The organism is Serratia sp. TSA_7, from assembly GCF_052692135.1.
On sequence record NZ_JBQZFU010000014.1, the window covers coordinates 1 to 22,852 of the forward strand.

Below are 22,852 nucleotides of genomic sequence, written 5' to 3' on the forward strand. Positions count from 1 at the left end.
TTTTGCAGAAAACAGACTGTAATCTCTTCTTATTTTCATTTCACTATTTAATATTCATCACAAAAACCGCGTTTTGCCCCTTTTTTCATCACATATCCTTCGCCCATGGTCAGGTTTAATTGTTAACTTAAACATAACAACAAAGTAATAATTAAACGGCGGGACGCCGACTTCACTGCTTATCTGGCTCGGAGAAGACAAAATGACAGAAACAACCTCGGCCATTGGGGATGGGGATGCTGCCGAACTGGCGGTTCAGGATAAGAAACAGCGTATTTTCGCTATCGTTGGGGCTTCATCGGGAAACCTGGTGGAGTGGTTCGATTTTTACGTTTACTCTTTCTGTTCGATCTATTTCGCCGCCTCGTTCTTCCCCGCCGGTAACAGTACAACCCAGTTGCTGCAGACCGCCGGCGTCTTTGCTGCGGGCTTTTTTATGCGCCCGATTGGCGGTTGGCTGTTCGGTTATATCGCGGATAAACATGGCCGTAAAAATTCGATGTTGATTTCGGTCTGCATGATGTGCGCCGGATCGCTGGTGATCGCCTGTTTGCCAACCTACGATTCGATCGGCAGTTGGGCGCCGGTGTTGCTGTTGGTGGCTCGGTTGTTCCAGGGGCTTTCCGTGGGGGGAGAATATGGCACCAGCGCTACCTACATGAGTGAGGTGGCGATCAAGGGAAAGCGCGGGTTCTATGCTTCCTTCCAATACGTGACGCTGATTGGCGGCCAGTTACTGGCACTCTTGGTGCTGGTAGCGTTGCAGCAAATCCTTTCTACAGAAGAGCTGAAAGCTTGGGGGTGGCGCATTCCATTTGCGCTGGGCGCAGCGTTGGCGGTGGTTGCGCTGTACCTGCGACGTTCACTGAATGAAACGTCTGATGCGAAAACCAGGAGTCATAAAGACGCTGGTTCGTTGAAAGGTCTGTGGAAAAACCGTAAGGCGTTTCTGATGGTGCTGGGCTTCACCGCCGGCGGTTCATTAAGTTTCTATACCTTCACCACCTATATGCAAAAATACCTGGTGAATACCTCAGGTATGGACGCCAGGTTGGCCAGCGGCATCATGACCGCCGCGTTGTTTATTTACATGCTATTGCAACCGCTGGTCGGTGCGTTCTCGGACAAGATTGGCCGCCGCAGTTCAATGCTGGTCTTCGCTTCGTTTGCCACACTGATGACGGTACCTATTCTGATGACGCTGAAAAGCGTGACCAACCCTTATGCGGCATTCGGATTGATAGTTCTGGCGTTGTTTATCATCAGTTTTTACACGTCGATCAGCGGGCTGTTGAAAGCGGAAATGTTCCCGCCGGAAGTGCGCGCGCTGGGCGTAGGGCTGTCTTATGCGGTAGCAAACGCAATGTTTGGCGGCTCTGCGGAGTATGTTGCCTTGTCGCTGAAATCGTTCGGTGTGGAGAACGCCTTCTTCTGGTATGTTTCCGGCATGTGCCTGCTGGCACTGATCGTTTCGCTCAAGTTGCATCGCAAGGGGAAAGAGGTCCAACTGTGAATCATCGAGTGGCGTGATACAGACTATAGCCGGTCGCTGCACCTGCCACATCCCAGGCAAAATCTTTCCAGCTCCAGCCGGTGCCGCCTTCGCGGCTGTCATACAGCTCTTTGGCTGCACCGAGCCCAATCGAGAACATCAGGCCGAAGCTGCGGCTTCTGGCCTCATTCCAGTTTTGGTGATCGCCATAAGCGGCGCCGGCGGCGGCAAAGGCCGCAGAGGCGACAAAATGCTGCGCCTTATCTTTACCTGTCCAACTGTCGTTCGCCAGATGAGTGCAACCGCAGGTGAACAGCAAAAAGGGCAGGATAAGCAAGAGGCGGAATGGGCGCATAATGAAAACATCCTGTTGTCATGACATACAAAAAACCCCAGCCTTGGCCAGGGTCTGTGATAGCTGAATTATAGCGGGATTACAGTATACGGCTAATCAAGCGGTCAATACGGATACGGCGCAGACGGCGGATCAGTTTGCGCACTTTGACCGGATACTGCTGAATAGTCTGTAATTCAAGGTAGTTGCCCACCACGGTGGTATGGGTGCGGATACACTCCAGCTCTTTGTGGCGTTGCTCACGCATCTCCTGTTTCGGATCGTGGATCAGGATGGCGTTCTCCAGATCCAGCCGCCAGGCACGCGGATTGAGGTTGTTGCCAGTGATCAACTGCCACTCGTCATCTACCCACATGCCTTTCAGGTGATAGCTATTATCGCCGTCTTTCCACAGGCGCACGATCAACTGGCCGGTATCGATATAACGTTGCAGGCGGCTGAGAAAGCGTCGTAGGTTAATTTCGTAGAGGTAGGGCAGTGCACCGATAATTTTGAACGGCTGATCTTCCGGAATGTAAAAGTCGTTGGCCGTTTTGTCGCCGACGATGATTTCAACCTGTTTGCCCTCGCGCAGCAGATAGATGATATTGCGCACCAGCAGCGCCGGCAGGTTGAAATAGGGGGTACACAGCGTCAGCTTTTGATCGGCGCAGGACATCAGGTGATGAATGGTTTTATTCAGGACGCTCTGTTTGCCGAGCCCAACCAGCGGCGTTACCGCCAGTTCATCGTTACCCGCCGCGTTGCGGAACTGATAACCGGCCCGGCGCAGGCTGAACCGGAATAAACGCGTTTCGTTTTTGATCTCCGGGCTTTTCGGCCGATCGTCGCGATCCAGGCGCTGTACCGCGCCAGCGGCCAGCAGGTGCTGTTTGATGTAATCGATCAGGGCATTGGCCAACGCGCCATTAGTGATCAACTGATAACGATCGTAACGGTATTTCTCATGCTGATGCAGGTAAACGTCATTGATACTGGCACCGCTGTAAATAACGGTATCGTCGATAACAAAGCCCTTCAGGTGCAACACTCCCAAGGCTTCACGGGTATTTACCGGCACGCCGTATATCGGAACTTGCAGCCCCGGATGCTGGTCTGCCATTGAGCAGTACCAGTCGGCATTGGTATTGGCGGCCGCAGCGCCAATGCGCCCACGCTGGGCTCGATGCCAGTCAACCAAGATGCAAATCTCCAGCTCCGGACGCCGTTGCTTTGCCTGATAAAGCGCATTGAGAATGTCACGCCCGGCGTCGTCATGCTCCAGATACAGAGCGACCAGATAGATGCGTCGGGTGGCATTAGCGATCAATTCCAGCAGCGTAGTACGGTAATCAGACGGTGCGTACAGGGTACGTACGTCAGCTACCGTCTGGGGGAGTTTTGGCAGTTGTGCAAGGTGTTGTTGATGTTTGCTACGTTTAAATTTTGACAACATCACAGTGCGCTTCTTCTCTCATGATTAGATGGCCGGAACGCCAAATACGTAAAAACAATAAATCGAATAATCGGGCGATAATACCACTAGTTGTCCCGATTGTGCGTATGTTTTGGCGTTAAGTGATGGATTCGTAGCACATTGCGACACTGGTCACTGCGCTTTGTCAGCCTGCAGCGGCAGGGTCAAATTGACGATCCCGTCTTCAAGCTGCACATCAATACCAAAGCCCAGCCGTTGTGCCAACGCAATCATGCCGCGGTTGTTCGGCATGGTAATGCCGGTCAGGCGGGTCAGACCGTGGGCGCGGGCATAGGCGATCATTTTTTCCAGCAATTGGCGGCCGAGACCTAACCCTTTCAGATCAGAGCGAACCAGCACGGCGAATTCCGCGTCGGTATTGTCCGGATCGGAAAGCGCACGCGTTACGCCGATAATTTGTTCGTCGCGCACGGCGACAAAAGCCATCTCCCGATCGTAGTCGATTTGCGTCATGTTAGCCAAATCGTCGTGGGTAAACTCGTTGATCTCACTGAAATAGCGGTAGTAGAGATCTTCCTTGGTCACGCGATCGATAAAGTGCTTCAGCGCCGGCTCGTCCTCCGGCAGAATTGGTCGGAACAGGCACTGTGAACCGTCTTTCAAGCGGATAACTTCTTCCAGTTCATGGGGATAAGGGCGGATCGCCAGCCGTGCCTGCGGGTCGCCCTCGAAAGGCGCAATTTGCATGGAAACGTCCAGCAGCGTGAATTCGCTGCCAGAGGCCAGCACCGGATGGATGTCCAGCCGGGTGATTTCAGGGCAGTCGAGGATCAGGTTGGATACCTGTACCAGCAGACGGCTCAGCCCGGGAATATCCAGCGGCCGCAGTGCGCTGCGCCCACGGATCTTCCCACCCTTAACCGCCTGCAGCACCAAATAACGTGCCAGCGCCATATTCAGCGGCGGCAAGGCTACGGCGACCTGATTTTCCTGCCGCCATTCGATACCCCCTTCGCCCAGCATGATCAGCGGACCAAAAATAGCGTCCTGCTCCACGGCAATGCGCAACTCTTGCGCTCCGGCACGGTTGGCCATGCTTTGCACCAGCAGGCCGTGAATGCGGGCCTGCGGATAGGTACGTTTTACGCGATCGAGAATAGCGTCCGCCGCACGCTGGACCTCGGTGGCGGTGCGCAGGTAGAGCATAACGCCCTGCACTTCTGACTTGTGAGGAATATCCGGCGAGCGCAGTTTCAGCGCCACCGGATAGCCGATTTGCTCGGCGATGTGTACCGCTTCGGTGCTGTCTTCGGCAATCCAGGTGGATAAGGTGGTCAGATCATAGGCCTGCAAAATGGATTGCACTTCGTGGGTATCGAGCTGTGTCGCCCCTTCAGCCAACGCCTGATGGATCAACCGGTGGGCATCGGCGGTGTTGGCCGTCAGGCCGACCGGGAGCGCCGGCGTCTCTTTCAGCTGCTTCTGGTTGCGGCGATATTCCACCATATGCATAAAGGCGGTCACCGCACCTTCCGGGGTGCGGTAGGTCGGAATACCGGCCTCGGTAAACAATCGTCGGGCTTCTTGCGACGAGTATTCGCCGCACCAGTTGGTGAGCAGCGTGATGCGTTTACCGCGCGGGTGCTGGCGAATCGCATCGATAATGCGTTCGGCGGTGGCGGTGCCCGGTGCCGCCGCACTTGGGGCGTGGATCAGTAACAGGGCATCGTAGTCGTGGCTGTCGAGCAGCGCCTTGACTGCCGTCAGATAACGTTGCGGCGTGGCGTCATCGCGCAGATCGATCGGGTTACCGGCGCGAATAAACTCCGGCAATGCCGCGCCGAGCTGCGTCAGGCTCTCTTCCCCCAACTGTGCCAGCTTGCCGTTGCGGCCTAGCAGTTCGTCTAACGCCATCGCTGCCGGTGCAGCGCCGTTGCTGACGATCATCAGCCGCTCACCGCGCAGCGGATGCATGTGGCTCAGGGTTTCCACCGCGGAGAACAGTTCGTGGGTGTCCTGGACGCGCAGCAAACCCGCACGCTGGATGGCGGCATCATAAGCTGCGTCCAGACCTTGCTGGCTGTTGAGCAGCAGTTGGGCCTGTTGGCTGCGACCGCTTTTGATCACCAGTATCGGCTTGTTGCGCGAAGCGCTGCGCGAGGCAGACAAAAAGCGGCGTGCGTCGCTGATGTTTTCCAGGTACAGCAAGATGGCGCTGGTTTTACTGTCGCGAGCCAGAAAATCCAGCAGGTCGTCGACGTCAATATCCAGGCTGTCACCCAGCGCGATAAAATAGGAAAACCCGACCTCGCGCTGCTGCGCCCAGTCGAGAATGGTATTGGCGACGGCGGCGGACTGAGAAATGAACGCCAATTTGCCCTTGAGGATCGGCACCGGAGAGAAGCTGGCGTTGAGACCTTGCCATGGCGCCAGCAGGCCCAGGCTATTTGGCCCAAGCAGGCGCATCGAATAACGTTGTGCGCAGGCTTTCAACTCGGCGAACTGTTCCGGTGGGGATGAGAGCACAATCGCGGTTTTACAGCCGCGTTTACCCAGGGCTTCAATCAATGCCAGATTGCGTTGCGCGTGGGTGCAGAGTATCGCCAAATCGGGTGTAAGCGGTAGGCTGGCGACGTCAGGGTAGGCCATCACGCCGCACACGGCCTTATAGCGAGGAGTGACCGGCATTACCGGCCCGCTGAAGCCACCGGCCAGCAGGTTGCTCATCATCAGGTTACCGGCGCGGCCGGGCTGTTGTGAAGCGCCGAGAACGGCAATCGATTTAGGACGTAAAAGCGCTTCTAACCCTCGCTGGCTCATGCACGGCTCCTTTTGGCAACGTTACCCCTGATTCTAGGCGTTTTGCGGCAGCTTTGCTGTGACCGGTGCCTCCGGGCGCGTAGGTTTCCCGGCCAGATACTGTTGACGGAAATAACGAAAATGCTGGTTCAAACCTTCAGATGCGGCGGCATCGCCGGCCTGCTGCAACAGCGCCGCCGCCACTTCTGCCGTGCAGTGCTGCTCGGTGCGGCTGGCTTCACGCAACTGGTAATTGGAAGCGGCGGTCACATTGAGTGAGAATACCGGGAATGCGTTCAGATACGGGCTCTTGCGGAACATCTTGCTCGCCTCGGTCCAGGTGCCGTCGAGCATGATAAACAGCGGCGGTTTGCCACCGACAGGCAGTTCGCTGAACACCGGCCGCTCAGGCGCGGCGTAGGAGGCGGGGAAAACTACGTAAGGCTGGCGTTGCGGATCGTTAATCGCCTTCAGCAACTCGGGGTCGATCTCGGTACGCGACCAGAGGAACGCTTGGGTATCCGGCAGGATATCGGCTATCAGGCGGCCGGTATTGCTGGGTTTCAACGGCTCCGCGCCAAACATGATCAAACAGAAACGGCTGGCGGCCGGCTGCGGCTGGATGGTGTCGCACAGGCAGTTTTTATGGGGCAGCAGGCAGCCCTGACAACGCGGTATGCGATTACCGCGCGCCAGAAAAGGGCGGGTAGAGCGTTCCAGACGAAATTGGCGCAGGCGGAGTACGGCGTTGTCAGTCATAAATATCCTGGGGAAAAACCGCTATTGTAGCGCAGAAAAAAGCCCGGCGGGAGCGCACGGGCCTGTTCGAATTGCGCCAGTGTCGCCCGCAATGGGCAACACCGCCTATACTTTCTGCGTTAAACTAGCTCATTAAGCCAGTTATCGAACGGCGTTTTCGGCATCGCGCCGTTGAGCATGTCGACCATTTTGCCTTCACGGAACAGCATGATGGTCGGAATGCTGCGGATACGGAAGCGGGCGCTCAGTTCCGGTTCGGCTTCGGTGTTCACCTTCACGAAGCGTACTTTGCCGGCGCGTTCTTCGGCAACGTCCTCGAAGACGGGCGCAAAGTTGACGCAGGGGCCGCACCACGGTGCCCAGAAATCGACCACTACCGGCAGGTCATCCTGCAGCAATTGGTCCAGCGTGGCTGCGGTGGCGTTGATCACTTCGCCGTCAAATAGCGGGTGGCCGCAGCGGCCACATTTCGCGCCGTCCGTCACACGTTCTTCAGGTACGCGATTGGTGGCATTGCAAGCTGCACAGACTGTATTCATGTTTACCTCGGAGACTGGGAAAGCATTCCACGCCGCAGTCAGGTTGCGGAGTTGTTTCTTTAATGCTGGTTATTATCGGTAAAAACGGGGCATTGAACAAAGAGGTTTGTTCAATGGATACGATAGTTGTTAGCTTTTGGCGCAAGTAGGTGGCTTAGCACCCCAACATCAGGTAATCTTCGCGCCCTGCGCGTTGGTGGAGAAGACAATGAACGATTCATTTAGTGGCAAAAACGGTAAAGTTAAAGTGATGTACGTCCGCAGTGACGACGACAGCAGCAGCGACGACCGTAACAAGAATAAACGTCCGGCCGGCAAAGGCCGTCCGGCTGACGGTGCGCGCTCGGGCCGTACCGGTCAGGACAAGCCGCGTGGCAATAATGATCGCCGTGGCTCCGATTCTCGCCGCAGTGAAAGCGATCGTCCTAGCCGTCCGGCGCGTACTGAAGACCGTGGCGGTTATGATTCGCCGTGGAAAACCGTGTCACGAGCCCCGGAAGAAGAGCCGGCGTTCGATCACGGTGGCATCAGTGGCAAAAGCTTTATCGATCCAGAGCAGTTGCGCCGTCAGCGTGCGGAAGAGACCCGCGTCTACGGTGAGAATGCCTGTCAGGCGCTGTTCGCCAGCCGTCCGGACGCCATTGTCCGCGCCTGGTTCGTGCAGTCCGTTACGCCGCGTTTCCGTGAAGCGCTGCGCTGGATGGCGGCTAACCGCAAAGCCTACCACGTGGTCGATGAAGAAGAGCTGGCGAAAGCGTCAGGCACCGAACACCACGGCGGCGTGTGTTTCCTGATCAAAAAGCGCCAGGGTCTGGATGCGCAAACCTACCTGAAAGAAGCCCCGGCGAAAGATTGCGTGCTGGCGCTGGAAGAAGTGGGCAACCCGCACAACCTGGGCGCTATCGTCCGTTCTTGCGCTCACTTTGGCGTGAACGGCGTGCTGTTGCAGGATCCGGCGGTGCTGGAGTCCGGTGCGGCGGTGCGTACTGCTGAAGGCGGCGCGGAACACATCAAAGCGATTAACGCCGATGACTTCCTGTCGGTGCTGGATACCTTCCGCAAAGCGGGTTACACCATCGTCACCACCTCAAGCCACAAAGGCACTCCGTTGGCGCAGGCCAAGCTGCCGTCCAAAATGGTGCTGGTGCTGGGCCAGGAACGTGACGGTCTGAGCGACAGCGCGTGGCAGCAGGGGGATATGAGTGTGTCTATCGGCGGTACCGGCAAGGTGGAAAGCCTGAACGTATCGGTCGCGACCGGCATTTTGCTGGCCGATTGGTGGCGTCAGAATCAGGCGTAACGGTTAGAAACCCGGAACCTTTGAAGCCGCTGTGTTATGGGCGGCAACTTGCCATTCGCTGGGTATCATCGGGAATATAAAAAACGGGCGCCTCAGAAGGGCGCCCGTTTTGTTGGGTGAGATTCAGTGAGCGCCGCCGCCCCCGCCGCCGGAACTGAATGGCGGTTTCGCCACCCAGACCAACGCCAGCAGGATCAGGAACACCCCCGCCGCCAGCCAGAAGATCTCGTTGGCAGAGATAATCAGCCCCTGCGCGGTGATCTCGTTGGCAATGTAGGCCGAGGCCTGCTGTTTGCTCATGCCAACCTGTTCCAGCTGTCGGTACATCTCCTGCGACTGCGGGTTGTAAGGGTTTACAAACTCCGCCAGTTGCGAGTGGTGCTGCGACTCGCGCTGGGTCCACAGCGTGGTGGTAATCGAGGTGCCGATTGAACCCGCCAGCGTACGGGTAAAGTTCGACAGGCTCGATGCCGCCGCCATGCGCTCCGGCGGCAGGCCGGACAGCGTAATGGTGATCAATGGCATAAAGAAGCAGGCGATGGCGAAGCCCTGGACAAACTGCGGCCAGGCCGAAGCGCCAAAATCCATTCCCGGCTCAAATGTATAGGCGCGCCAATAGAAGCACACGGCATACATAATGAAGCTGAAGGTCACCAGCCGTCGCATATCCAGCCGATTGCCGAACTTACCGATAATCGGTGACAGCAACACAGGTAACAGCCCGATAGGTGCCGAAGCCAGGCCGGCCCAGGTGGCGGTATAGCCATAGACCTCCTGCAACAGCTGCGGCAACAGCACGATAGAGCCGAAGTACAGCATGTAGGCCAGACTGATGCACAAACAGCCGATGGTAAAGTTGCGCGATTTGAACAGCGACAAATCCACCACCGGGTGGTCATCCGTCAGCTCCCACACCACCAGGAACACCAGCGCCACCACGGCGACTACCGTCAGTACGATAATCTCCGTCGAGTTGAACCAGTCCAGCTCTTTACCCTGATCGAGCATTACCTGCAACGAACCGATCCCGACAATCAGCAACACCAGACCGACGGTGTCGATCGGTTTGATCTCGGTTTTGGTTTCTCTGCCTTTCAGCGTCGCCATCGCCACCAGGATCACGAACAGGCCAATCGGAATGTTGATGAAGAAGATCCAGCCCCAGTGATAGTTGTCACTGATATACCCGCCGAGGATCGGCCCGAAGATCGGCGCCACGATCACAGTCATCGACCAGAGCGCCAGGGCCATCGATCGCTTGGCGGGGGGATAATTATTCAGCAACAGGCTTTGCGACAGGGGGATCAACGGCCCCGCCACCAATCCCTGGATCACGCGGAAGAAGATCAGCATGCCCAGGCTGTTGGAAATGCCGCACAGCCAGGAGGCGAGGGCGAACAGCGCGGTGGACCAGAGGAACAGGCGCACTTCACCGATGCGCTTGGCCAACCAGCCGGTGATCGGAATGGAGATGGCGTTCGCCACCCCAAACGAGGTGATCACCCAGGTTCCCTGCGAGTTGGAGGACCCGAGGTTACCGGCGATGGTCGGGATCGCCACGTTGGCGATGGTCGAGTCCAGTACCTGCATGAAGGTCGCCATGGCGAGCGCGACCGTCATCCAGGCTAACTGTGCGCCTTCAAGCGGTTTCTGTGCCAAGGTAGCCTCCTGCGCGCTTAGCCGGCATTCGCATGGATCACGTCGGCGATCATCTGATCAACCGGCGCCAGATTCAACGCCAGCGCGTTGGTCTGGTACAGCGGCTTGTCACGCACTACGTCAGACAGCACGCGGCCGTCCAGATTGGTGGTGTCCACTTTCACCTGCGTCGACAGACCAATGCGCAGCGGATGGTCGGCAATCTGTTTGGCATCCAGCTCAATACGCACCGGCAGACGCTGAACCACTTTGATCCAGTTACCGGTGGCGTTCTGTGCAGGCAACAGCGAGAACGCGCTGCCGGTGCCCATGTCGATGCCGACGACTTTGCCGGTGTACACCACGTCGTCGCCGTAAATGTCACTGACTACGGTTGCCGACTGGCCGATGCGCATATTGGCGATCTGGGTTTCTTTGAAGTTGGCGTCAACCCAGATGTGCTCGGCAGGAACCACCGCCATCAGCGGGGAACCGGCGGCGATTTGCGCGCCCACCTGTACGCTGCGACGGGAAACATAACCGGTGATCGGGCTGATGATTTTAGTCCGTTGCAACGCCAGCCAGGCGTCGCGCATCTGCGCGGCGGACTGCTGAATTGCCGGCTGTTTCTCCAGCGGAGTATCCAGCACCATCGCCTGATTGGCGTTGTATTGCTGTACCGCCACTTCCAACGCCGCTTTGGCGCTGTCGACGGCATCACGCGCATGTTGCAGTTCTTCGCGCCCGATGGCGTCGACGCTGCCCAACACCACGCGGCGTTTGAGATCGTTCTCCGCCTTGCTCAGGTCAGATTTGCGCAGGGCAATATTGGCCTGATACTGCTTGCTGTTGATGATCAACTGGTGGGTCTGGCGCACGCTGTTGGCCAGGCTGGTCTTGGCGCGCTCCAACGCCTGTTCGGCATCGGTCGGATCGAGCGTCAACAGGACATCGCCTTGTCTGACATAGTCGGTGTTATCGAAATTGACGCTGTTTACGCTGCCGTTCACCTGCGCCATGATCTGCACCTGGTTGCCGGATACATAGGCATCATCGGTTTCCTGATGATGACGCAGCACCAGGAACCAATACACTAAATAAGCCACCCCAATAACAATGAAAATAACCGTCAGCAACAGCAGCCAAAACTTGCGCTGCTTCTTTTTGCCGCTCGGCTGCTGCGGGTTTTGAGTCTCCGCGCTTGCGCTCATGGTGTTCTCCAAGCTCTCTATTTTATTATGCTTTTGAATCCGCTACGGCCGGGGCTTGATAGCCACCGCCCAATGCGCGGATCAGTCCTATCTTCGCCTGCAACAAATTGCTGCTGGCTGTCAGTTCCGCCTGTTGCTGCTGCAAGAGCTGCGTCTGGCTGGTCAACAGTTCGTCGCGCCCGATAATCCCTGCCTGGTATCGTGCGTTTGCGACTCGGTACACCTGCTGCATCGATTGGGACGCGGATGCCGCCTGCAGCTGCTGTTGCGCAGTACTTTGCTGGACGGTGATGGCATCGGCGGTTTCCTGCACGGCATTCAGGATGGTTTGGTTATAGGATTCCACCGCTTCGTCATACAGAGCGGACTCCTCACCCAGCTTGCTGCGCAGCGCACCGGCGTGGAAGATCGGCAGCGAAATCGCAGGCATCACGTTCCAGGCCTGGCTGGCCGCTTCAAACAGATTCGGGCTGGTGCCACTGGTATTGGTGGTGGTCAGACCGGCAAAGGCCGAAATGGTCAGGCTGGGGTAAAATTCTTTACGCGCGGCGCTGACGCGCTGGTTGTAGGATTCCACCAGTTGACGCTGGGCGGCGATGTCCGGGCGTTTGCCCAGCAGATCGGCGGTCAGTTCGCCTTTTGGCGCCATCAGCGTATTGGCGGGCAGCGCTACCGGATGCAGATTTTGCATGGCGCTCGGGCCTTGGCCGGCGAGGGCCGCCAACTGGTGTTTCAGCTGTTCAATCTGCGATTGCAACTGGAGGATCTGTTGCTTGGCGCTGTCGGCCTGCGCCTGGGTTTGTTGCGGAATATCAATGCCGGTGATGCCGGCTTTATACTGCCGCTGGCGTAGTTCCGTCAGGCTTTGGTTGTTGTCCACTTCCTGTTGCAGCAGTTTTTCCTGCGCGAAATTGCTCTGCAGCTGGTAATAGGAGGAAGCCACCGAGCTGGTCAGCGTCAACGCAGCCTGTTCCTGCTCGGCACGGGCCGCATCGACCTGGGCCTTGGCGGCGTTGACCTGGTTGCGGTACTTGCCCCACCAGTCAAATTCATAGGCCAGATTCAGCCCCAGCGAGTTGGAGCTTTCGTAGATGGGTTTATGCGGATACCCCAGCCCCATATTGACGTTTTGCGGGACTTTCTGGCGATTGGTGCTGGCGTTCAGATCCAGGTTCGGGCCGTTGGCGGCATTGGCTTGGCCCATGACGCTCTGCGCTTCACGCACGCGGGCCGCGGCCTGGCGCAGCGTCGGCGAGTTTTGCAGCGTTCGGGTCATCAGGGCATCGAGCTGTGGATCGTTAAGCGCACGCCACCACTGCGGGCTGACGTTCAGCGAGCTGACCTTAGGTTGCGACAGCTGCAGGCTCTGCGAGTCCATCAGCGTGGATTGCGGGGCAATATTATCGGTAGATGCACACCCGGCCAGCAGTAATACCGCGAACAGCGGGGTGAACCTCCAGTTAAATGGGGATCGCATAAGTAAGTACCTGAACAGAAATTGTGAATTAGGATAACTGTTCTGTGATTTCCATTTGATCCAGACGTGCCAATAGTTTGCGCGTCAGCTTTTCAAGCTGTTGCTGTTCATCATTGTCCAGCGTGGACCACAGGAAATGCAGACATTTGTGCTGCGGTGGCAGCAGTTGACTGAGAAACTCTTCGCCCTGCGGCGTCATATGCAGATGCAGGCAGCGGCGGTCATGGTCGCTTTCACGACGCTCAATCCAGCCGCGTTTTTCCAGTTCATCGGCAATGCGCGTAGCATTGGTGCGCGAAGAACCCAGTGCAGAGCTTAGCTCAGAAGGCTGAATGCTGTGATTTTCCTGAGCATCCAGGGTAATCAGCGCCATAAACAATGTTTCGTTAATCCCTTGTGCCTTGAGCATTTTATTGCGATTTTCCAGCAGCTTACCTTGCATGTGCATACACAGCCGGGTCAGCAGAATTTCCTGATAAGGAAAATCCTTCTGACGTTTTGCGCGAAAATTAAGCATTTGTTCAATGGGAGTAAACGAGCTTTCCATAATTTAGGGCCTCATTAATTTCGTTCGAGATAGTAACGATAGTGATTAATAATGTAAATGTTCAGCAGAGTGAATAATTTAGCTATTCGTGTCATTTGTCAGCCTTTTGTAAACGACCTATGCCCGAAAAAAGCTTCCGTGTGATGTGGCGCACGAAATTACAGGTTACTTCGGCTGAAAACCATAAGTAATTTTAATGTTATACCAAGGGTTGCCGTACTGATTTGTATGGGAAAAATGATGCTTTTGCTGCGATAAAGCCTAGATCCAGCGCGATAAAACCGGCCAGCACTTGCCACGACCTGATCGGTTGATGCGAGACTACGGGGGCGGTAATCGCAGACTGGTCGGTGCCCACAGGGGTTAGGCAAGAAAAGAAAAGGTTCTCGGGCGGGGAGGATCCCGGCTTGACGGCACTCAGACCAAAAGCAAAGGCCACTGGCATAGAACCGATGACGATCGGCAAACTGTCGACGATGCCGTTGATGAAAGGCGTTCTGCCGCTGAGGGCATTGTCGTTTTCTGCAGTTTGGCTTGGCATTTTGTATTCTGATCGCAGGGTATATAGGACATCAATAGTTCATGCCCAGAACATTACCAGAGAGTGAGTAACGTTTATACCCTGCGACGCTAATAAATTTCCAATATGATTATTCGCGTGCTAATCAGATTGCTGCCGGTCCCTGCGGGTCATGACGCTTGCCGCGCCACCAGATCAGCAGATTCAGCACGCACAAAACGCCTCCCGTGGCGGCGACACCAGACCACCCTGCGTGCTGATAGGCCGAGGCGGATAACAGAGAACCGAGCGCGCCGCCGATAAAATAACTGGTCATATAGCCGGCGGTCAGGCGGTTACGCGCTTCCGGCATAATGCGGTACATCACGCTCTGATTGGTGACGTGCACGGCCTGTACCGCAAGATCGAGGATCAGAATGCCGACGATCAGCGCCCACAGCGATTGCGTAGCGAAAGCGATGGGTATCCACGACAGCAGCAGCAGCACCAGGCCCAGAGTCGTGGTTAAACCGGCTTTACCCTTGTCCGCCAGATGCCCGGCGCGGGAGGCGGCCAGCGCACCGGCGGCACCCACCAGGCCGAACAGGCCTATTACCCCTTCGGAATAACCAAAAGGCGGCGCCGCCAGCAGGAAGGCCATCGAAGTCCACAGCACGCTGAAATTGGCGAAGGACAGCGCGCCAATCGCGGCGCGGGTACGCAGCAGCGGCGTGCCGTAAAACAGGGTGAAGATTGATTTCAGCAACTGAGGGTAATTCAGGCCGGAATGCAGTTTGTAACGCGGCAGTGCGCGCCACAGGATCAGTGCCATCAGGATCATCAGCCCGCTGGCTACCCAGTAAATGGTACGCCAGCCGCCGATCGACGCCAGCGCCCCGGCTACGGTGCGCGCCAGCAAAATGCCGAGCAGCAGGCCGCTCATGATGATGCCGACGGTTTTGCCGCGTTTTTCCGGATGCGCCAGAGTGGCGGCCAGCGGCACCAGGATTTGCGCCACCACCGAGAACAATCCGGTAAGTGCGGTACCGAGGATCATCACCGGCAAGGTGGTTGAACTGGCGGTGATCAACATGCCGCCTGCTGCCAGCAGCGTCATGAAGACGATTAATCCGCGCCGTTCGAACATGTCGCCGAGCGGGACCAGCAGCAGCAAGCCAGCGGCGTAACCCAACTGAGCGGCGGTGACGATGAAACCGGCCTGATTGACCGACAGCTCAAAGTTCTTGGCAATGGTTTCCAGCAGCGGCTGCGCATAATAATTACTGGCGACGGCCAGGCCGGTGGCGATGGCGATCAGGGCAATCAGTGCTGGGCTGAGGCCCGGATGGGGATTTTGTTGGCTCATAAAGGCTTAATCACAAGAAGAAGTGATGCGCAGTATCGGGCAGGACAGTACGCGAAACCAATGTATAATTTTCATTTGATTAATCTCTTTTTGCGATAGATACCATGAACCTGAAACAGATCCGCTTTGCACTGGCGGTAGCCGAAGAGCAGAGTTTTACCCGTGCGGCGCAACGCTGTCACACGGTGCAGTCGGCACTCAGCCATCAGATCGCCAAACTGGAGGAAGAGCTGGGCTGCGCATTGTTTGAGCGCACCTCGCGCCGGGTCAGGCTGACCAGCGCCGGACAGGCGTTTATTCTGCCCGCGCAGCGGCTGTTGGCGGCCAAACAATCGCTGGTGGAAGAGGTGGTGGCGGCCAACGGGACGATTTCCGGTACCTTGACCATCGGGACCATCTCCACCATAAACGCGATTGATCTGACCGAAAAACTGAGCAAGTTTCATCGCCACTATCCGGCGGTTAACATCAGGCTGTATGTGGGCATGAGTGAGGAACTGCTTGAGGATGTCCGCCAACAGAAGACCGACGTGGCGTTTGTCGGGATCTGGCCGGGAGATATCGATATGCTGCCGGTATCCCATCGTCAGTTGACCGATGAGCCCCTGGTGGCGCTGGTGGCGGCGCAGCACCCCTTAGCCAGCCGCCAGCGTGTCAATCTGCAAACCCTGTCGGAAGTGCCGCTGGTGGATTTTTACAGCGGTACCGGCGCCCGGCGCCAGACCGACCGCGCGTTTCAGGCGGCGGGCATCAAGCGGCATATCAGTTTTGAAATCGATCATATCGAATGGCTGGAGAATCTGGTGCAGCGGGGGTTGGCGGCGGGCATTGTGCCGATCTCGACGGCGCAGCGTCTGAGCGCGCTGGTGTCTATCCCGATTGAAGATGGCCCACGGCGGCAGGTGTATTGCGTATGGCCGCAGCAGCTATCGAGGACCGCCGAACGCTTTTTGCAATTCAGCGGGATTGAACTGACGCAATAGGGGGCGCAGTGGCCTGCGCCCGCAGGGGGTTATTTCTTCGCGGCTTCCGCGGCGGTTTTCACCCAACCGTCGAAGGTCGCCTGGTGCGCCTTGATCCAGCCGTTAACATGGTTTTGGATATCGGCGTCGGACGCCTGGCCTTCATGCATACGCAGATTCTGCGCATTCACGTCGGCAATCGGCAGCTTCATAATGGCGAACAATTTGGCGGCCGCCGGGTTGGCTTCGGCCCACTTTTTGTTGGCGGCGATACGCATGGTGTTCACCGGGAAACCATAGTTGGCACCGTTCGGCAGCTTGGTATCCACATTTTTCTGCTCGCCCGGCAGGGAAGAGAACGGCACCTGCAGCCAGACCACGTCGCGCCCCGGCACCAACACGTCGCTTACCCAGTACGGTGTCCAGGTGTAGTAGAGTATCGGTTTGCCTTCTTTGTAGCGGGTAATGGTATCGGCGATCATCGCCGCGTAGTTGCCCTGGTTGTGCTCGACGGTTTTGCTCAGGCCATAGGCCTCGATATGGTGGTTAATCACCGCCTCGCAACCCCAACCCGGCGTACAGCCGGTCAGATCCGCCTTGCCGTCGCCGTTGGTGTCAAACAACTTGGCGATCTTGGGATCTTTCAATTGCTCTACGTTGGTGATGTGGTATTTATCGGCGGTTTTCTTGTCGATCAGGTAACCCTGTGCCGCACCGTTGACGTACACCCCTTCGCGGTAGAATTTGGCGTCGCCGCCTGCGGCCTTGTACTGATCGGCGTGCAGCGGGTCCCAGTTCACCGCGAGGAAGGTGGCGTCGCCGGAGGCGATGGAGGTGTAGGCGACGTTATAATCCACTTCGCGGGTGTCTTTGACGTCATACCCGAGCTTTTCCAGCGCCTTGCTGACCAACTGCGTCTGGAAGGTTTCTTCAGAAATGGTGCTCTGTAGCGGCTGTACCGTTACGCCTTTTCCCGGTAAGTCAGCGGCGAAAACCGCCTGCGAGCCAATCAGTGTCGTAAGGGCAACCGCCCAGATTCCTGTGGTGCGCATAGTTTTTCCTCTGTTTTTGATGTTGTGGTGCTATAACCCGCCGAGGCCGAACGCCACAGCGGGAAAATATCCTCAGGCCTTTTTAATGAACGGGCGAGTAAGCAGCCCGATCGGGCCGTGAGCGTACCAACGGCCCATGCCTTTGCTGCGGCGATCGCGCCCCAGCGACTGGGTGAGACGATCGAGAATTATCGCCAGGATCACGATGCCGACACCGCCCACGGCGGCCAGCCCCATGTCCAGCCGGCCGATGCCGCGCAGCACCATTTGGCCCAGACCGCCGACGGCGATCATCGAGGCGATAACCACCATCGACAGCGCCAGCATCAGGGTTTGGTTAACGCCTGCCATAATGGTCGGCATCGCCAGTGGCAACTGCACTTTGAACAAAAGCTGGCGCGGGCTGGAGCCGAAGGATTCGGCCGCCTCTATCAGATCTTCCGGCACCTGTTTGATGCCGAGAATGGTCAGACGCACGATCGGCGGTAGCGCGAAGATAATGGTGACCACTACCCCCGGCACGTTGCCGATACCGAACAGCATGACGATCGGCACCAGATAGACGAACGCCGGCGTGGTCTGCATGGCGTCGAGCAAGGGGCGTATGATCTTGGCGGCATGTTTGCTGCGCGCCAGCCAGATGCCAAGAGGCAATCCGATGACAATGCAAAAGAACAGGGCGGTCAGCACCAGCGCCAGCGTTACCATGGCCTGCGACCAGGCGCCGATCGCCCCTATCGCAATCAGCGATACCAGGGTCGCGGCACCCATGCTGAAGCTGGAGATCTGCCAGGCGATCAGTGAGAACACCAGAATGGCGATCGGTGCCGGCATGCCGAGCAGTAACTGCTGAAAGCCGCCGAGGATAAAGTCGACCGGCACGCGAATCCCCTGAAACAGCGGGCGGAAGTGCAGCACCAGCCAATCGATGCCTTGAGTCACCCAGGAGTCGAACGGCACCCAGGCCTTGTGGAACGGGTCGAGCAGGTTGAAATGCTCCGGCTGGGCCGGTGCGCTGTTGAGCCAGTCAGCACCCTGAGCGGCCTGGTTGGCCGCGTCGTGTGTTGCCGGTGGCGGTGCGCTGGACCAGGCATCGCCGGCGCCATCGGCAGGCACCGCAGAAGCGGCGCCATCGGCAGGCACCGCAGAAGCGGCGCCATCCGTCGCCGGTGCGGCGCTGGGGTCTGCAGGCGCGGTGGCCCATGGATCCTGTGTTGTATCACTCATTCGCTGGGCCCTCTTTATCTAAGGCCTGCAGCAGCATGGCCTTGGAAATAATTCCGATATAGTTATTTTCTTCGCAGACCACCGGCACCGCGCAGGGGGCCTGGGCGACCAATGAAATCAGTTCGCTCAGCGGCATATCCGCCGGTACCGGGGCTGGCGCATCCAGCAGGGCGTCATCCAGCGTCTGGTTGGCGGCCAGCGCCTGTTTGAGCGAATCTACCGACACCACGCCGATAAATTTCTTTCCGCGTTCAACAACATAACCATAATCGCGGTCTTCATCGCGCAGCAGCTGCAACGCCGAGCGCGGACCAAAACCGGGGGTTTTACGAATCAGGGCCACCGGGCGGCGTTTGGCGATATCCTTCGCGCTGAACACGTGGCTGATATCCACGCCGCGGAAGAAGGTGCGGACATAATCGTTGGCCGGATTATTTAATATTTCCTCCGGCGTGCCGACCTGAATCACCTCGCCGCCTTGCATAATCGCAATGCGATCGCCAATACGCATCGCCTCATCCAAATCGTGGGAAATAAACACGATGGTACGCTGATGCCGGGCCTGTAATTTGACCAACTCATCTTGCATTTCGGTGCGGATTAAGGGGTCTAGCGCCGAGAAGGCTTCATCCATCAATAATATGTCCGGATTATTCGCCATGGCGCGGGCTAATCCCACGCGCTGACGCATCCCACCGGAAAGCTCATCGGGATAAGAGTGCGCATAATTCTCCAGGCCGACCTGTCGCAGGGCTTCCAGGGCTTTTTCCTGGCGCTCCTGTGGCGGTATTCCGGCTAATTCCATGCCGAAGGCGGTATTATTCAATACGTTCATATGCGGCATTAGAGCAAATGACTGGAACACCATGCTGATTTTATTTCGGCGCACGGTACGCAGCGCGCTGTCAGATATTTTGGCGATATCCTCTCCGTCAATCAGCACCTCGCCGCGAGTGGGTTCTATCAGACGATTGAGAAGGCGTACCAGGGTGGATTTTCCCGAACCGGAAAGCCCCATGATGACAAATATCTCGCCTTCTTCAATGGCCAGAGAGGCGTCTTTCACGCCAAGTGATAATCCGGTTTTTTCAAACAGTTGGTCTTTTGTCAGACCTTTCTCAATCAGTTTGAATGCTCGCTCCGGATGTTCGCCAAATATCTTATACAGGTTCTTTACTTCGAGTTTAATTGCCATGCAATTTGCTTTTTCCTCTGATGAATTATCAAACGATAAAAAATTTCCCAATAGAAAATAATAGTCGCCTATACCCTAACACAGTGACATTCTGAGACAACCCTCAATGTTCGCTAAATGGGATATTCAGGGTTTACATCAAGTTATCGATTGGTTATGGTATTTTGGCCCGTTCTCCATTATTACGGTCATTATTGGCGTTGATATTTATCTCTGGCGGGTTGATTTTTATCGGAAATAATATATTTGCGTTGTGGGTGTTATTCCATTGCCCGCACGCCGATTATGGCAATAAAAAACCCGACCAGAGGCCGGGTAAAAGTCATCAGTATTTCATCAGTATTCAACGACAGGTGCCGATATCGAGGGGGATATCGTCGCATGCAGTGTATCCCCCTTATATGACAGCCATATTGCAGCTTAAGCTTTGCGATACAGGCGGCGTGGATGGCCGATATTGCCGTACATCATCTCCACGCGCACGAATTGGTTGGCGACGCAGTATTCCAGGTAACGTCGGGCGGTGGTTTTGCTGATGCCGACCTGTTCGACGACGTCTTCCACCGCGTGCGCGATCTCCGGCCGGTTGATAAACAGCGCCTGCACCAGCTCCAGCGTATTGGCTTCGATGCCTTTGGCGCTCGGTTCGCTGGAAAACTGTTTGGATTGCAGGTTATACAGCGCGTCGACGCTGCTCTGGTCTATCACCTTAAAGCTGCGCTGGGTCTGCACAAACTGCATAAAACGCTCCAGCGAGTTACGCAACCGCTTGTAGGACACAGGTTTGATGATGTAATCGAAGGCGCCGTTGCGGATCGCCTGGCTGCAGGTATGCATATCGCTGGCGGCGGTAATGAAGATCACCGAACACCCGGGGTTTTTCACCGCCGGCTCTTCCATCAGCTCAATGCCCTGGCCGTCCGGCAGAAAGTTATCCAGCAGGATCAGCCGCGGCTGATGCGAGTTGACTTTGGCCCTGGCTTCGGCCAGCGTGGCGGCATAAGCCACCACCCGCAGAGCAAAGTTCTGCTCGATGAACTCTGCGTGCAGCGTTGCCAACTGTGGCTCATCTTCCACGATCAAAACATCCAGTGCTTCGTGTTGCATAATCGGGTGCTCAAGACTGTTATAAGGTTTTTAGGTCTCTATCCGTCGTCTTTCAAACCTCGGCGTTGTTGCCTGCGGCCTGAAATTCATAGGGGATAAACAAGGAAAATATGGCGCCGTGCGGATCGTTGTCCGACACTTCTATGCTGCCGTGTGCCTGCGCCACGTGGCTGGCGACCAGATGCAGGCCGATGCCGTGGTCGCCTTTGTCGTCTTTGGTGGTGACGCCCTGTTCAAACAGCGTATCGCGCACCTCCGCAGCAATGCCGGTACCGCGATCGGCCACTTCAATCACCAGCTCATTGCTGCTGTCGCTGATATAGAGTTCTACCGCTTCGTGTGGCGCGTCGCAATGCAGCGTAGCCTCTACCGCATTATCCAGCAAATTACCGATGATCGACATCAGTTCGGTTTCATTCAGCGCCGCCGGGATCTGCCGCAACTGGCAGGCGGGATCAAAGCGCAGCTCGACGCCTTTTTCCTTTGCGCTGGAGTATTTGCCCAACAGCAGGCCACACAGCGCGGCCGAGCTGAAGCGCTGCGAGATAAAGTCGAGGATCTCTTGCGCGCCTTCCGACTGAGCCTCCACATAACGGATTGCCTCGTCGTAACGCTGCATATGCAGCAGCCCGGCGAGGGTGGCGGTCCAGTTCAGCTGTTCATGGCGCATGATGCGCAGGTTGTCGGCGTAGCGCTTTACCTGGCTTAGCTGGCTGCTCAGGGTATTGATGTCATTTTTGTCGCGGAAACTGATCACCCAGCCTTGCAGCACTTCTGACTGCATAATACGTACCCGGCTGGCGATCACCCGCACGTGGTTGAAGCGGCAAACCTCATCGTGCGTGTCGTGCCCCAGTTGCGACGCGCCGAAGAAGTCCGGCTGCGACTGGATCACTTCACCGATTTCACGGCCCATCAAGGTGCTGGCGGGTTGCCGCAGATCCAGCAGTTCACGCGCCGCGTGGTTGATGGTAATGATGCGCAGTTGGGGATCGACGGCAATCACGCCTTCGTAGATCGCTTCCAGCAGGGCCTTTTGCTGGCGCACCAGCAACGCAATTTCTTTGGGCTCAAGCCAGAACATTTGGCGTTTTAAATTTTTCGATAACAGCCAGGAAAAAATAAACAGCGCGATTAACAATAGCACAATGGAACCGACGATCTGCGTCAGGGTTCTGGCATTCAAATTATCGATATGTGACTTCAGGTAGCCAACCGAAACAATGCCGATGACGTGATTATTTTCATCCAGTATCGGCGCTTTGCTGCGCAATGAAATACCGATGCCGCCTTTGCGGAACGAGATAATGCTTTTCCCTTCCAACACTTCTTTATTATCGCCACCGACCATCGGGGTGCCGAAGCGATCGGCGTATTCGGAATGGTAAAGATGCCGGGCGTGATTATCGCCGATGACAATATAACTGGCATCGCTGCTGGCGCGTATTTTCTTCATCAGCGCGGCGACTTGCTCAGGGTCGTTTTTTTCCACGGCGCTGACCAGGGAGGGGATCAGCGCTATCTCCCGCGCCTGCACCTGCGCCCGCGCGCCAAGGTCACGGTGCAACTGGGCATCCAACTGATAGTAGGTGTAAGCACCAATCAACGTCAGCAGCAGACAGGAGAAGGCGACCAGGCACAGGAACAGCTTGATTTGAAATGAGAGTTTTACGCGCATGGACGGGGGCACCGTGAGAGTTCCTGAGCGCTTACCCTATCATGAGTCGCGGCCAATGTAATATTGCGCCCGATCAAGTTGTGATCGCAGACACGGGATTATACTTGCCGGGCATAGTTATTCAATGGCTGCGATAAAACGGATAAGTTTTAAATAAAAAATAACATTAACACCATTAAAACCATGGCTGATTTTACATAACTACAATTAACGCCATAGAAACCATAACCAC

The 22,852-nt window shown here is 56.5% G+C and carries 19 protein-coding genes; 3 read left to right on the forward strand and 16 right to left on the reverse strand.

Annotated elements, in window-relative coordinates; all coding sequences use genetic code 11:
• The first annotated feature begins 202 nt into the window (after positions 1–202).
• Entirely contained in the window at positions 203–1,513 is a 1,311-nt protein-coding gene (locus ACUTQW_RS24200) for an MFS family transporter (RefSeq protein ID WP_006327502.1), read from the forward strand.
• Between the two features lies 1 nt (position 1,514).
• On the opposite strand, the gene ACUTQW_RS24205 is transcribed toward ACUTQW_RS24200, so the two are convergent.
• From ACUTQW_RS24205 to trxC, 5 genes are all read right to left on the reverse strand, one after another.
• Complete coding sequence (locus tag ACUTQW_RS24205) at positions 1,515–1,847, reverse strand: YfiM family lipoprotein (RefSeq protein ID WP_006327501.1); 333 nt, start codon at positions 1,845–1,847, stop codon at positions 1,515–1,517.
• Positions 1,848–1,926: 79 nt separating this feature from the next.
• Positions 1,927–3,282 carry a CDP-diacylglycerol--serine O-phosphatidyltransferase gene (gene pssA / locus ACUTQW_RS24210; protein WP_006327500.1) on the reverse strand — a complete coding sequence of 452 codons (1,356 nt, stop codon included), beginning with the start codon at positions 3,280–3,282 and terminating at the stop codon, positions 1,927–1,929.
• A 153-nt stretch (positions 3,283–3,435) separates the two neighbouring features.
• Positions 3,436–6,084, reverse strand: a complete 2,649-nt coding sequence (locus tag ACUTQW_RS24215) for a bifunctional acetate--CoA ligase family protein/GNAT family N-acetyltransferase (RefSeq protein ID WP_006327498.1) — start codon at positions 6,082–6,084, stop codon at positions 3,436–3,438.
• Positions 6,085–6,117: 33 nt separating this feature from the next.
• A complete protein-coding gene (locus ACUTQW_RS24220) occupies positions 6,118–6,822 on the reverse strand; it encodes a tRNA-uridine aminocarboxypropyltransferase (protein WP_004953797.1) in 705 nt (234 codons plus the stop codon).
• Between the two features lie 119 nt (positions 6,823–6,941).
• Entirely contained in the window at positions 6,942–7,361 is a 420-nt protein-coding gene (trxC, locus tag ACUTQW_RS24225) for a thioredoxin TrxC (RefSeq protein ID WP_004953796.1), read from the reverse strand.
• A gap of 208 nt (positions 7,362–7,569) precedes the next feature.
• On the opposite strand from trxC, the gene ACUTQW_RS24230 reads away from it, so the two are divergent.
• Complete coding sequence (locus ACUTQW_RS24230; RefSeq protein ID WP_006327493.1) at positions 7,570–8,661, forward strand: tRNA/rRNA methyltransferase; 1,092 nt, start codon at positions 7,570–7,572, stop codon at positions 8,659–8,661.
• A 123-nt stretch (positions 8,662–8,784) separates the two neighbouring features.
• On the opposite strand, the gene emrB is transcribed toward ACUTQW_RS24230, so the two are convergent.
• The 6 genes from emrB to ACUTQW_RS24260 all read right to left on the reverse strand — a co-directional run bounded on the left by emrB (position 8,785) and on the right by ACUTQW_RS24260 (position 15,399).
• Positions 8,785–10,320, reverse strand: coding sequence for a multidrug efflux MFS transporter permease subunit EmrB (gene emrB, locus ACUTQW_RS24235; RefSeq protein WP_006327492.1), 1,536 nt, complete (start codon positions 10,318–10,320; stop codon positions 8,785–8,787).
• Between the two features lie 17 nt (positions 10,321–10,337).
• Complete coding sequence (gene emrA / locus ACUTQW_RS24240; protein ID WP_004953783.1) at positions 10,338–11,510, reverse strand: multidrug efflux MFS transporter periplasmic adaptor subunit EmrA; 1,173 nt, start codon at positions 11,508–11,510, stop codon at positions 10,338–10,340.
• A 25-nt stretch (positions 11,511–11,535) separates the two neighbouring features.
• The gene (locus tag ACUTQW_RS24245; protein WP_037433551.1) at positions 11,536–12,987 is read right to left on the reverse strand and encodes an efflux transporter outer membrane subunit; all 1,452 of its coding nucleotides are present in this window, start codon (positions 12,985–12,987) and stop codon (positions 11,536–11,538) included.
• A gap of 28 nt (positions 12,988–13,015) precedes the next feature.
• A complete protein-coding gene (gene mprA / locus ACUTQW_RS24250; RefSeq protein WP_004953780.1) occupies positions 13,016–13,534 on the reverse strand; it encodes a transcriptional repressor MprA in 519 nt (172 codons plus the stop codon).
• Positions 13,535–13,733: 199 nt separating this feature from the next.
• Positions 13,734–14,075 carry a hypothetical protein gene (locus ACUTQW_RS24255; RefSeq protein WP_006327486.1) on the reverse strand — a complete coding sequence of 114 codons (342 nt, stop codon included), beginning with the start codon at positions 14,073–14,075 and terminating at the stop codon, positions 13,734–13,736.
• 124 nt (positions 14,076–14,199) lie between these two features.
• The gene (locus ACUTQW_RS24260) at positions 14,200–15,399 is read right to left on the reverse strand and encodes an MFS transporter (protein WP_006327485.1); all 1,200 of its coding nucleotides are present in this window, start codon (positions 15,397–15,399) and stop codon (positions 14,200–14,202) included.
• Between the two features lie 104 nt (positions 15,400–15,503).
• Between ACUTQW_RS24260 and ACUTQW_RS24265 the strand changes: the two genes are divergently transcribed.
• Entirely contained in the window at positions 15,504–16,382 is an 879-nt protein-coding gene (locus tag ACUTQW_RS24265) for a LysR family transcriptional regulator (RefSeq protein ID WP_006327484.1), read from the forward strand.
• 29 nt (positions 16,383–16,411) lie between these two features.
• On the opposite strand, the gene proX is transcribed toward ACUTQW_RS24265, so the two are convergent.
• The 5 genes from proX to ACUTQW_RS24290 all read right to left on the reverse strand — a co-directional run bounded on the left by proX (position 16,412) and on the right by ACUTQW_RS24290 (position 22,620).
• Complete coding sequence (gene proX, locus ACUTQW_RS24270) at positions 16,412–17,413, reverse strand: glycine betaine/L-proline ABC transporter substrate-binding protein ProX (RefSeq protein ID WP_004953772.1); 1,002 nt, start codon at positions 17,411–17,413, stop codon at positions 16,412–16,414.
• 72 nt (positions 17,414–17,485) lie between these two features.
• Positions 17,486–18,640, reverse strand: coding sequence for a glycine betaine/L-proline ABC transporter permease ProW (gene proW, locus ACUTQW_RS24275; RefSeq protein WP_197912378.1), 1,155 nt, complete (start codon positions 18,638–18,640; stop codon positions 17,486–17,488).
• The gene (proV, locus tag ACUTQW_RS24280; RefSeq protein ID WP_006327473.1) at positions 18,633–19,835 is read right to left on the reverse strand and encodes a glycine betaine/L-proline ABC transporter ATP-binding protein ProV; all 1,203 of its coding nucleotides are present in this window, start codon (positions 19,833–19,835) and stop codon (positions 18,633–18,635) included. The genes proW and proV overlap by 8 nt, the downstream gene beginning before the upstream one ends.
• A 420-nt stretch (positions 19,836–20,255) precedes the next feature.
• Complete coding sequence (locus ACUTQW_RS24285) at positions 20,256–20,942, reverse strand: response regulator (protein WP_004953764.1); 687 nt, start codon at positions 20,940–20,942, stop codon at positions 20,256–20,258.
• 52 nt (positions 20,943–20,994) lie between these two features.
• Complete coding sequence (locus tag ACUTQW_RS24290; protein WP_064799123.1) at positions 20,995–22,620, reverse strand: ATP-binding protein; 1,626 nt, start codon at positions 22,618–22,620, stop codon at positions 20,995–20,997.
• Between the last annotated feature and the right edge of the window lie 232 nt (positions 22,621–22,852).